An 11647-nucleotide genomic window follows, 5' to 3' on the forward strand; every position below is an offset into this window, starting at 1 on the left:
TGAAGGTGCTGGTGAAGGGTGGGAACGGCCCGTACCCTGGATATTGGACTAGACCTATTTTTCCTATCAGCAGTCTTCCCGAGGAGTGGGCCCAATGAGCAACCGTGCAGTCCTGGAGGTGATCGCCCTCGACGTGGAGGACGCGGTCGCGGCCCGGGCCGGTGGGGCGGACCGACTGGAACTGGTCAGCGACATGGCCGCCGACGGGCTCACCCCCTCGCGGGAGACCTTCGCCGCTATCAGGGCGGCGGTCGACATCCCCCTGCGCGTGATGCTCCGGGCGTCGGACGGCTTCTCGGCGGGCTCGGCCGAGGACCTGGACCGGCTCGCCGCGCAGACGCGGGCGCTGCGGGCGGAGGGGGCCGAGGAGTTCGTCCTCGGGTTCCTGGCCCCGGACGGCGGTCCGGACCTGGCCGCCGTCGAGGCGGTCACGGCCGAGCTGGCCGGCTGCCGGTGGACGTTCCACCGGGCCATCGACCGGGCCGCCGACCGCGACCAGTTGCGCAAGGCGCTCGCGGACCTGCCCGGGCTGGACACGTACCTGACGGCCGGGTCGGCGGCGGGCGTCGAGGAGGGCCTGCCGGTGCTGCTGGCCGAGGCGGCGCGGCGCGGCGAGCCGGGGTACGGGGCGCGGCTGCTGGTCGGCGGGGGGCTGACGCTGGAACACCTGCCAGTGCTGCGCGGGGCCGGGGTGGACGGCTTCCACATCGGGGGCGCGGCCCGGCCGGAGGGGTGGGCCCGCCCGGTCTCGGCGGCCGCCGTCGCAGAGTGGCGTGCCGCCTTGTCCTGACCGACCGGCCCCGGGGATCCCGGCTCCGCCGGGCGACGGGCACGGCCCGGACCCGCCCCTCGCACGCGGGCGTCAGGCGGTCGGGGTCAGGGCCGGGGGAAGCGGGGTGCTGTGGAGGGCGGTCAGGCCGGAGACCGCGCGGGTGAGGCACACGTACAGGCGGCGCAGGCCGGTCCGCTCGTCCGGTTCGCCCGCGACGATCGCGGCGGGTTCGTCCAGCACGACGTAGTCGTACTCCAGGCCCTTCGCGAGCGACGCCGGTACCAGGGTGAGGCGGGTCCGGGCGGTGGTCTCCTCACCCGGTGACAGCCAGGCCAGCCCGGCCGCCTCCAGGGCTCCGGCCAGTTCCGGGATCCGCGCGTCGGCGGCGATCAGGCCGATGGAGCCCTCCCGTTCCAGCGAGCGGCGGCAGGCCTCCACCACCGCGGCGGCCAGTTCCGCGGCCTCCGGGACCGGGGTCACGGCCAGCGAGCCCGGTGTCTCGCGGACGGACGACACGGCCGCCAGCCCGGGGGAGATCGACGGCAGCAGCCGGGAGGCGTACGCGATCACCTCGCGCGGCACGCGGAAGCCCGCCGTCAGTTCCTCCAGGGCCGCCTCAGGCTTGCCCAGGTGCCCGAGGGCCTCGGCCCAGTCGCGGGTGGCCCACGGCGTGGTGCCCTGCGCGAGGTCGCCCAGGACGGTCGCGGAGCCGGTGGTGCAGCGGCGGCCGACCGCCCGGTACTGCATGGGGGACAGGTCCTGGGCCTCGTCGAGGACGACGTGGCCCAGCGAGGGCGTGCGCTCCACCAGGTCGGCGGCTTCGTCGATCAGGACCAGGTCGGCGGGCGACCACTTCGCGGACTTCACGCTCCGCGCCGGCTTGGCCCACAGCAGCAGCCGCTGCTCCTCCTCCGACAGGATCCCGTCCGCGTGGGCGGCGAGGAACTCCGCGTCGGACAGCAGCCGCAGCACCAGCTTCGCGGGTTCCACGGCCGGCCAGACCGCCTTGACCAGGGCCTTCACGGCGGGGTTGCGTGCGACCGCGTCCTGTACCCGGTCGTCGGGGGCCTCGCCGGCCTGCTCCATCCGGACGAGCACGGCGTGCGCGACGCGCTGCGGCAGTGCGTCGCGGGCGGCGCCGTAGCGCATGTCCCGGGCCTGCAGCTCGGCCACGATCTCCTGGAGTTCGTACGCGGGGACCCGCCACCGGCGCGAGCCGCGGACCACCATCAGGGCTTCGGCGGGCTCGGTGACGTGCGAGCGGACCGCGCGGCGCAGCACCCGCGCCATGCGGGCGTCGCCCTTGACGACGGCGGTGGCGGCGGCGTCGGCGCCGCGGACCTCCAGGCCGTCGCGGGTGACCAGGTCCTCCACGGTGGCCTGCTTGACCTCCAGCTCGCCCAGCGCGGGCAGGACCTGCTCGATGTACTGGAGGAAGGACCGGTTCGGGCCGATGACGAGGGTGCCGGTGCGGGCGAGCCGCTCGCGGTGCGCGTACAGCAGGTAGGCGACGCGGTGCAGGCCGACGGCGGTCTTCCCGGTGCCGGGGCCGCCCTGGACGCAGACGGAGCCGGACAGGCCGGAGCGGACGATCTCGTCCTGCTCGGGCTGGATCGTGGCGACGATGTCGCGCATCGGGCCGACGCGCGGCCGTTCGATCTCCTGCTGGAGCAGCTTGCTGACGGCGGCCGCCTCGGCGGGGTCGGAGAGGTGCTCGTCCTCGTACGCGGTGAGCTCGCCGCCGGTGTAGCCGAAGCGGCGGCGCAGGGCGACGTCCTGCGGGTCCTTCTTGGAGGCCCGGTAGAAGGGCTGGGAGACGGGCGCGCGCCAGTCGATGACCATGGGGTCGCCGTCGGCGTCGTGGACGTGGCGGCGGCCGATGTAGAACTGCTCGCCCTCGGCGCCCTCGGCGAGTTCCGCGCCGGGGGCGTGCTGGTAGTCGAGGCGGCCGAAGAACAGGGGGGTGTGGGCGAGGTCGGCGAGGGCCTTGATGCGGTCGTCGATCTGGGCCTGGAGGACGATCGCGTTGACCCAGTTCGCGGTGACGTCGCGGATGTCGAGGGCCTCGACGTCCGCGCGCATGGCGCGCAGTGCGGCGCGGGAGGCGGCGAGGTGGGCCTGCTCGCGGGCGAGGGGGTTCGCCTCGGCGGCCGCTGCGGGGTCCTGCGCGTGCGCGGCGGCCGGCGCGGGGGCCGGGGCGGGGGCGGGGGCGGCGGGCTCGGGGGCGTGCGCGGGCACGGGACGGCCTCCAGCGGCTGGTCTGCGGGTCGGTTGCGTGATCGGTCGCGCGGCCGGCGGGCCACGCGTGCCCGCCGGTTCCGTCCGGTGGGCGCTCTCCCCGATACGGCGGCGGGAGGCGGCAAGAGCGGAGATTGTAGTCAGCGGCCCTGCGCGGCGCGAACGGTTTTCCCGGGCCGGAGGTTCCGGGCGGGCCGTGCACCGACCGGGTGTCGTCCCCGGGGGCGTCAGACCTCGGAGTGGGCCCGTAGGGGACGGCATGGGACGTGAGGAGGAGCCGGGGGCCCCGGGGATTCCGCCCCGGGAGCGATGCGCCGGACGGGGTCCTGCACGCACCATGGAGACATGAGCACCGCAACCTTCACTCCGGTCCACGGTGGCCGCCCGAGCGGCGCCACCGCCACTTCCGAACACCACCACCGCCACATCGTCGGCGACGTCCTGCGTGCCGTGAAGGTCTTCGCCGCGGCGGCCGTGAGCGTCATCGTCTTCGGCGAGTACGGCGAGTACGGCGAGGACACGGGCGTCATACGCCGCTGACCGGACGGCGGTGGCCGGCCCCGCTGCCGCGCCCGCCGTCCGAGCCGGTTCCGCTTCGGCGCAGGCCGGCATCCCGGCCCGGCAGGCCCGCGAGGCCGCCCCGCTGGCCGGATACCGGTGGACCCCGCCCGATGATCCATTAGGGTCACGCCCGTGATTCGGCGTCTGCACCCCCTGCCTCCCCTGCGCCCGCCGTCGCCCCTGGCCGGCGTGCTGGCCACGGGCTCGCTGCTCGCGCTGGGTGTCCTCTGCATCGCCCTGCGCATTCCGGTTGCCGATGCCCTCGGCGACGCCGTCGCCGGGATCCCGGGGACGGAATGGCGCCCGCCCGCCGTCTACCCGCCCTTCGCCGCGATCCTGTTCACGCCGGCCGCGTGGCTGCCGCCCGGTGTGCTCAAGGCCGTCTTCGTGCTCGGAAACGCAGGCCTGCTCGCCCTGCTGGTCCTGCTGTCCTGCCGGCTCGCGGGGCTGCGGGCCCGGCCGGGCCCGGTCCTGGCCGCCACCATCGTCGGGCTGTGGGCGGAGCCGCTGTTCCAGGGGCTGCTGCCCGGGCAGGTCAACCTGGGGCTCGCCTGCCTGGTCCTGTGGGACCTGGGCCGCCGCGAGGCCGCCCTCGGCAAGGGCTTCGCGCTCGGTACGGCCGCCGGGATCACCCTGGCTCCGGTGGTGCTCGTTCCGTACCTGCTTCTGACCGGGCGGGCCCGGGCGGGGGTGACGGCGCTGGCCGCGTTCACCGGCACCGGGCTGCTCGGGCTGCTGGTGCTGCCGCAGGAATCCGCCGAGTTCTGGGACCGCCTGCTCGGCAGCGCAGGTCCGGCGCTGCTGCTGTACTGGCCGCACCTGTGGGTCTGGGCCGTCCCCCTGCTCGCCTTCCTGCTCAGGGCGACCCGCGCGCCCGCGCCCGTACCGGTTCCGGCGCCCGTATCCCGACGACCGGCGGCCGGGCCCGTCCGGACGGCCGGGCCCGCGCGCAGCGGTGTGCGGCAGGCCGCCCGGCCGGCGGTGCGCCGGCCGGGCGGGCGGGCGACGGGTCAGTCGCCGGCCAGCAGCTCGTCGGCGTCCATGATCCTGTAGGCGTAGCCCTGTTCGGCCAGGAACCGCTGCCGGTGCGCGGCGAAGTCCTGGTCGATGGTGTCGCGCGCGACGACCGAGTAGAACCGGGCCTCGTGGCCGTCCGCCTTCGGGCGCAGCACGCGGCCCAGGCGCTGGGCCTCCTCCTGGCGGGAGCCGAAGGTGCCGGACACCTGGATGGCGACGGTCGCCTCCGGCAGGTCGATGGAGAAGTTCGCGACCTTCGACACGACCAGCACGCTGATCTCGCCCTCGCGGAAGGCGTCGAAGAGCTTCTCCCGCTGCGCGTTGGAGGTCTCGCCCTTGATGACGGGCGCGTCCAGGTGCGCACCGAGCTCGTCGAGCTGGTCGATGTACTGCCCGATGACGAGGGTCTGCTCGCCGCGGTGCTTGCGGACCAGGGCCTCGGTCACCTTCCGCTTGGTGGCCGTCGTCGCACAGAAGCGGTATTTCTCCTCCGTCTCGGCGGTCGCGTACGCGAGCCGCTCCGACTCGGTGAGGTTCACCCGGACCTCGACGCAGTCCGCCGGGGCGATGTAGCCCTGCGCCTCGATCTCCTTCCACGGCGCGTCGAAGCGCTTCGGCCCGATCAGCGAGAACACGTCGGACTCCCGGCCGTCCTCGCGGACCAGGGTGGCCGTCAGGCCGAGCCGCCGCCGGGCCTGCAGGTCGGCGGTGAACTTGAAGACCGGCGCCGGGAGCAGGTGCACCTCGTCGTAGAGGATCAGGCCCCAGTCGCGGGAGTCGAACAGCTCCAGGTGCGGGTAGACGCCCTTCCGCTTGGTGGTGAGGACCTGGTAGGTGGCGATGGTGACGGGCCGGATCTCCTTGCGGGTGCCGGAGTACTCGCCGATCTCGTCCTCGGTCAGCGAGGTCCGCCGGACCAGCTCGTGCTTCCACTGCCGGGCCGAGACGGTGTTGGTGACCAGGATCAGCGTGGTCGCCTTGGCCTTGGCCATGGCGCCCGCGCCGACCAGCGTCTTGCCGGCGCCGCAGGGCAGCACGACCACGCCCGAACCGCCGTGCCAGAAGCCCTCCACCGCCTGCTGCTGGTAGGGGCGCAGGGCCCAGCCGTTCTCCTCCAGCTCGATGGGGTGGGCCTCGCCGTCCACGTACCCGGCGAGGTCCTCGGCGGGCCACCCCAGCTTGAGGAGGGTCTGCTTGATCTGGCCGCGCTCGGAGGGGTGCACGGCCACGGTGTCGGCGTCGATGCGGGCCCCGACCAGCGGGGCGATCCGCTTGGACTTCAGGACCTCCTCCAGGACCGGCCGGTCGGTGCTCGTCAGCACCAGGCCGTGCACGGGGTGCTTGGAGAGGGTGAGGCGGCCGTAGCGCGCCATGGTCTCGGCGACGTCGACGAGCAGGGCGTGCGGGACGGGGTAGCGGGAGTACTCGACGAGCGCGTCGACGACCTGCTCGGCGTCGTGCCCGGCGGCCCGGGCGTTCCACAGGCCGAGCGGGGTGATCCGGTAGGTGTGGATGTGCTCGGGCGCCCGCTCCAGTTCGGCGAAGGGCGCGATGGCACGGCGCGCCGCCGCGGCGAGCTCGTGGTCGACCTCCAGCAGGAGGGTTTTGTCGCTCTGGACGATGAGGGGCCCGTTCACACACGTCCCTTTCCGGCGTCGGGTGGCCGCCCGGGCGCGGACGGCCAAACCTCCAGTCTGCCGCATCGCCGCGCGGCCGGGGCGGTTCCGCGGGCCGTCGGCTGCCGGGCCCGGCGGCGATGTGATGGCGGGGGGCGGCGGGCAGGTGCCCGGGGTCGGGACATGAGTGATCAAGAAGCGTTCGTGCCCGGGGATTTCGCCGTGCCCCTGGAGCTGGTCGGGGAGGGGGTCCGGCTGGAGCCGCTGGGGGAGCAGCACGACGAGCGGGACCCGGTCGCCTGGGGCGGCAGCATCGCGAAGGAGGGCGGCAGCCCGCGGCCGGTGCACGTCGGCTCCTGGGTGCGGGCCGACCGGGCGGCGCTGGACGGGCCGCTGTACGAGGCCGTCTCCCGCTGTCTCGCGGAGGTCTGGCCCTTCGAGCCGGGGCGGGTGGTGTACGCGGCCCGCTGAGCGGGCGCGGGAGACGTCCGGGCGGTGCCCGGTACGGCCGAAGGGGCCCGGCGCACGGGCGTGCGCCGGGCCCCTTCGGGGTGTCGTGCGGATCAGGCCTGGGACGCGGCCCTGCGACGGCGGGCGCCGAGCCAGACCGCGGCGCCGCCGGCGGCGACCAGGGCCGCGGCCAGCGCGGAGTACAGGCCGGTGTTGGAGTCGGCGCCGGTGCTGGCGAGGGAGCCGGAGGAGCCCGTGGTGCCGGTGGTGGTGCCCGCCGCGGCGGTCGTCGAGGCGGACGCCGACGGCGAGGCCGAGGCGCCCTGCGCCGGGGCGAGGTCGATCTTCCCGCCCTTGCGGAGGCGTTGAGGAAGACGGTCGCCATCTCGAACGCGGTGACCTTCGTCAGGCGACGGGGAGGCGGAGGTGCTCGGCGACGGCGACGGGGAGGAGGCGCCCTGCGCCGGGGCGAGGTCGATCTTCCCGCCCTTGATCCCGGTGAACGGGTAGGTGTTGCCCTCGTTGAGGAAGACGTCGGTCGCCATCTCGAACGCGGTGACCTTCGTCAGCTTCGACTTCGGGCCCAGCTTGATCTGGACGCGGGTGGAGCGCTCGCCGGAGGCCGCGCCGAAGTCCTTCAAGGCGACCGGCAGGGTGAACTTGCCGGAGTCGGCCTTGGCGTCCTGCCACTTGCCGTCGACCTGCGCCCGCACCTGGAGGTCGGCCGAGTCGAGCTCCGGGGATTTCAGCACCAGTCGGGAGCCCAGCGCGGTGTTGAACCTGCCTTCGCCGGTGGCGACGTACTTCATGTTCAGCTCGCGGCAGTCGGGCGCGGTGCTGCCCTCGCATGCGCCGATGCCGTCGATCCAGGTGTTGAACTCGCCCACCTTGACGGCCGGGTCCCTCTTGAAGGTGAGGGAGGCCCCGCCGTCCTTCGCCAGCTCGGATTCGGGCGTCGTCGACGCGCGCAGCTCGAAGTCGCCGAGGTTGGTCGGGTAGCTCGCGCCGAGGCCGACGGTGACCTTCCAGGTCAGCTTGCCGCCCGCCGGTACCTCGAAGCCGCCGGTCTTGCCGGTCGGGCGGAGCACGCGCCGCCAGACGCTGTCCTGCTGGAGGACGGCGGACTCCGACGCCGGGGTGTCGCCGACCGCTTCGACCTGGAAGGTCACGTCGTTCTGCTGGAGGGGGCTCGGCCCCGTGGGGATGCCGCTGATCGACGGGTGGAAGGCGCGGACCTTGTCCGAGGGGTTGGTCACCGTCAGCTCGAAGGTCCCCGGCGTCCCGCCGGGCTTCAGCTTGCCGTCGTGGTCCGGCGCACCCATCGTGATCTGCAGGACGCCGCCGTCCTCGGCCGGAGCGGCGAACGCCGACAGCGGCGCGAGGGCGGTGCCGGCGACCGCTGCGACCACTGCGGCAGCGGCAGCGGCGCGGACGGGGCGACGGACGGCGGTGCGAGCGGGCATTGCGGATTCCCCCCAAGGAACGGACGGGCCGGCGCTCCGCGTGGAACGGGCGTCGGCGGGAAGGCGACGGGAAGTGCGAGTGACGGGCGCGGGGCGGTGCTGCTGTCTGCTGTGCCGCTTCCCCTCGGCCGCTGCTGAGATCAACCGATCTTCACATAATGTGCATGGGCAATGCATCCCCCGTGTGTCACTGCCGTGCAACAGTACCCCGGGGGCCATTCCCAACCGCCCTGACCTGCGCTAACAGGTATGAATGGCTCCGCTTTCGGTCCGGTCCGACCGGTCGCCCGGCTACGCCCCGAGGTGCGTCAGCGGACCCGTCGGATAGGGCGTTTCCGCAGGCAGGAGCGCCCGCGCCGCAGCGTCGTCGCCCGTCTGCACCAAGGCGTGGATCTCCCGGGCCAGCGGCGTCACATCGCGGATGGAGACCGTCCATTCGTCCGCGTACGCCCGCGACGCCGGCCCGGACAGGCCCAGTTGGAGCGAGCGGTACGGCAGCGGGTTCAGGTGCAGGTTCCGCTCGGGGTCCCACTGGACGCGGGCGGGGGAGTCGCGCAGGGACCGCTGCCAGGCCTCGCGGTCGGCGTGCGTGCCGGGCTCGTAGTGCGACAGGCAGGCGCGGCGCAGCGCCTCGTCGAAGCCCGCGCGGGTGATCTCGACGGCCAGGACGGTCTCCTGGTCGGTCTTCGTGGCCCAGCCGCAGCGGTACATCATCCACAGGAACGACGGCTTGATCCAGGTCATCCGCTCCCGCTTCCAGGCGGGCGGGAACCGGCCGTCGCGGGCCGCCGGGAGGCCGATGCGGGGCGCGTACGCCTGGTAGACGGTGACCGTGGTGTCGGTGTGGGCGGCGCGGACCTGCCGGTGGGGCGCCGGCTGCGCCTTCCGTGCCTCCGGGGCCCGCGAGGGCGTGCTGTCGGACATGGCATCAGCCTGCGCCGTACGCACGGGCGTTGGCCAGCGGTTTTCCCCGGCCGCCGCGTCCGCGACCCCGGCCCCGGCCCCGGCCCCGGCTACAGGTGTTCCTCCTCCAGTTCCGCGACCCCGGTGATCCGGTGCAGGGCGTACGTCCGCACCTCGTCGGCCGTGTGGTCGTAGCCGGTGACGAAGCCGCCCTCCACCCGCACCGGGGCGATGACCCGCTGACTCGCCGCGCCCTCAGCGTTGACGTAGCCGATCCACACCGACGATCCGGTCAGCGCGGCCGCCTGCACCGTCGCCAAGGTCTCCGCGGCGCTGGTGCGCGGGAGTTCGCCCGCTGCCGGCGCGGCTGTCGACCCGTTCGCGGCGGCGCCCGCGCCCGCCGGCTCCTTGCGGACCGCCGTCGCCGCGTGGTCGCCCGCGCGGATGGCCCGTACGGCCGCCCCCAGCAGGGTCTCGTCCGGCACCGGCGGCCCCTCCGGCACGGGTACGGGCTTCGCGCGCGCCGGGGTGCGGCGGGCATCGGCCCGGGCCACGAGCACGTCGCCGGTGTGGGACTCGGCGGCCGGGGCGTAGCCCATCGCCCGCAGCCCGTCGAGCAGGGCGGTGGGGTCGGCCTGCGCGGCCAGCACGGTCGGGGCGAGGCGCCGCAGCCCGAGCCCGGCGGACCGCTTGTCGGCCAGGATCTCGTTCAGCATGCCGTCGTCGTCGCAGCGCACGTACGAGGAGGCGGCCCCCACCCGCAGGTGGCCGTGGCGCCGGGCCACGTCGTCGATCAGGTAGGTCAGCGGCTGCGGGACCGGGGTGATGCTGTGCTGGGAGAGGAAGGCGTGCAGGTCGGAGGCGGTCCGCCCGGCGTCCAGGGCCCGCCGGACCGAGCCGGGAGTGAACCGGTAGACCGTCGCCCCGCCCTTGGACTCCACTTCGGCCAGCACGGCCAGGACCTCGCCGAGCGGCCGGCGCAGCGGCCCGGGCGCCACCGCCGTCAGGTCGGCCTGGAGCAGCACGTGGTCGACCGGTTCGGGCAGCAGCGGGGCCAGCAGTGGCGCCGGGTCCCGGTGTTCCAGCAGGGCGCGGCCGGGAGCGGAGAGCGCGCCGCGGCCGGTGACGCCGAGCACCTCGGCCTCGGTGAGCGTGAAGCGGGCGAGGCGGGCCCGCAGTTCGCTGGTGCCGCGGACCGGCCGCTCCCAGGCGAGCCGGTCGAGGAGGACCTCCGGATCGGGGGCGCCGCCCTCGGGCAGGGCGGCGAGGAGGTCGAGGACCCGGCGGCGCACCTCGGGGGCGCCGGAGCGGTCGAGTCCGGGTCCGAGGACGGCGAGGGAGCGGCCCTTGGGGTCCTGCTCGCCGACCGTGCCGGCGGTGCGGGTGGCCGACAGCCAGGCCGTGGCGAGGGCCGACCAGCGCTCGGCGGGCGGGAGCTCGAGCCAGTCGTCGAAGGCGGGGGTGGGGGCGTACCGCTCGTCGGCCTCGCCGTCGCTGGCCAGCAGTCCGGCGGCGTAGGCGAGTTCGACCCAGAACGCGGCGGTCGGCTCGTCGGTGTCCAGGGTGGCCGCGGTCCGCTTGAGGTCGCGTACGGACAGTCCGCCCGCGCGCAGTACCGGGGGGCCGGCGTGCTCCCAGGACTTCACCAGGTCCTCGACGGTGGCGAGGGCCGCCAGGGCCTGCCCGGCCGCGTTGGCGTCCACAAGCTGTGGACGGTGCTCGCGCTGCGCCGTCACCTGCGGTGCGAGCGGTTCCGGGGTGCGGTGCGCCAGACCGCCGCGCAGGTACAGGGCGACCTCGCGCGGCAGCACCACCGTCCGCGCCGACGCCGGCAGCAGCAGCCCGTGGTCGCGCAGCCAGCGCACCGGCGGCGCCGGGTCCGGGGTGACCTCCCCGTACGGCGGCCCCCACACCAGCCGGTCCAGCACCTGCCGGGCCTCCGGCGGGGCCGCCGCCAGCAGGGCCGCCATCCGCGCCGGGTCGGTGAACAGGCCGGTCAGGGCCGCCACCGCCGACACCGGGTCATGGGTGGCGGGCAGCCCGACCGCCGCGACGATCTCCTGCACCCGGGTCGGGGACATGCCGGCGGTGGCCTCGGCGACGGTCGGCCCGAGGCCGGTCGGCGAGGGGCGGGAGGCGGAGGGCGCGAGGAGCTCGCGGGCGGTGCGGACCAGACGCAGCCGGTCGTCGTCGCCCCACACCAGGGCTTGGTCGCGCAGGGTGGCGACGGCGCGGGGCAGCTCGGCGCGGGTGCCGTTGTCCGCGGGCGCGGGGGCTCCGGTGTCGCCCGGGGTGTGGGTGCCGGCCAGCAGCGACTCCAGGACCTCGTACGGGCACGGGTCCGGGGCCACCGCCAGGGCCTCCGCGGTCTGCAGCGCGAACCGGTCGAGCCGGTCCAGGGCGCGCACCACCGACGCGCGGGTCCCGGCCCGCGTCGCCAGCTGCGTCACGTCGCCCGGCACGGGGGTGAGGAGGTCCGGGCGGGCGTGCAGCAGGGCGGCGAGCGCCGCGTCGTCGCGGGCGCGCAGCGCCTCGGCGAGGGAGCGCGGGGCGCTGCTGCTTGCTGTGGCGCTGCTCGGCTCAGGCACGGTCGCCTCCTGGTCGCGTCGGCCGGTCCCCATCCGGCC

Annotated in this window: 9 protein-coding genes; 4 read left to right on the forward strand and 5 right to left on the reverse strand. The window is 75.1% G+C overall.

Annotation, left to right across the window (positions count from 1 at the left end):
* Positions 1–94: 94 nt before the first annotated feature.
* Positions 95–790, forward strand: coding sequence for a copper homeostasis protein CutC (locus ACSHWO_RS19215; RefSeq protein WP_438313322.1), 696 nt, complete (start codon positions 95–97; stop codon positions 788–790).
* Positions 791–862: 72 nt separating this feature from the next.
* On the opposite strand, the gene ACSHWO_RS19220 is transcribed toward ACSHWO_RS19215, so the two are convergent.
* Positions 863–3010, reverse strand: coding sequence for a HelD family protein (locus ACSHWO_RS19220; protein ID WP_438313324.1), 2148 nt, complete (start codon positions 3008–3010; stop codon positions 863–865).
* A gap of 345 nt (positions 3011–3355) precedes the next feature.
* On the opposite strand from ACSHWO_RS19220, the gene ACSHWO_RS19225 reads away from it, so the two are divergent.
* Both ACSHWO_RS19225 and ACSHWO_RS19230 read left to right on the forward strand, forming a co-directional pair.
* Positions 3356–3550, forward strand: a complete 195-nt coding sequence (locus ACSHWO_RS19225; protein WP_361094806.1) for a hypothetical protein — start codon at positions 3356–3358, stop codon at positions 3548–3550.
* Positions 3551–3703: 153 nt separating this feature from the next.
* Positions 3704–4624 carry a glycosyltransferase 87 family protein gene (locus tag ACSHWO_RS19230; RefSeq protein WP_438313326.1) on the forward strand — a complete coding sequence of 307 codons (921 nt, stop codon included), beginning with the start codon at positions 3704–3706 and terminating at the stop codon, positions 4622–4624.
* Here the strand turns inward: ACSHWO_RS19230 and ACSHWO_RS19235 are convergent.
* Positions 4582–6225 carry a DNA repair helicase XPB gene (locus ACSHWO_RS19235; protein ID WP_361094800.1) on the reverse strand — a complete coding sequence of 548 codons (1644 nt, stop codon included), beginning with the start codon at positions 6223–6225 and terminating at the stop codon, positions 4582–4584. The genes ACSHWO_RS19230 and ACSHWO_RS19235 overlap by 43 nt on opposite strands.
* 162 nt (positions 6226–6387) lie before the next feature.
* Between ACSHWO_RS19235 and ACSHWO_RS19240 the strand changes: the two genes are divergently transcribed.
* A complete protein-coding gene (locus ACSHWO_RS19240; RefSeq protein WP_438313328.1) occupies positions 6388–6675 on the forward strand; it encodes a hypothetical protein in 288 nt (95 codons plus the stop codon).
* Positions 6676–6767: 92 nt separating this feature from the next.
* Here ACSHWO_RS19240 and ACSHWO_RS19245 read toward each other — a convergent pair whose 3' ends face one another.
* The 3 genes from ACSHWO_RS19245 to ACSHWO_RS19255 all read right to left on the reverse strand — a co-directional run bounded on the left by ACSHWO_RS19245 (position 6768) and on the right by ACSHWO_RS19255 (position 11641).
* Positions 6768–8117: an LPXTG cell wall anchor domain-containing protein gene (locus ACSHWO_RS19245; RefSeq protein ID WP_438313330.1), complete on the reverse strand. Its 1350-nt coding sequence runs from the start codon at positions 8115–8117 to the stop codon at positions 6768–6770.
* Positions 8118–8408: 291 nt separating this feature from the next.
* Positions 8409–9041: a DUF4291 domain-containing protein gene (locus ACSHWO_RS19250; RefSeq protein ID WP_438313332.1), complete on the reverse strand. Its 633-nt coding sequence runs from the start codon at positions 9039–9041 to the stop codon at positions 8409–8411.
* A gap of 89 nt (positions 9042–9130) precedes the next feature.
* Positions 9131–11641, reverse strand: coding sequence for a helicase C-terminal domain-containing protein (locus ACSHWO_RS19255; RefSeq protein WP_438313334.1), 2511 nt, complete (start codon positions 11639–11641; stop codon positions 9131–9133).
* Positions 11642–11647 lie beyond the last annotated feature (6 nt).

The organism is Streptomyces pallidus (ex Mingjun et al. 2026), assembly GCF_051550185.1.
Taxonomy (GTDB): Bacteria; Actinomycetota; Actinomycetes; order Streptomycetales; family Streptomycetaceae; genus Streptomyces.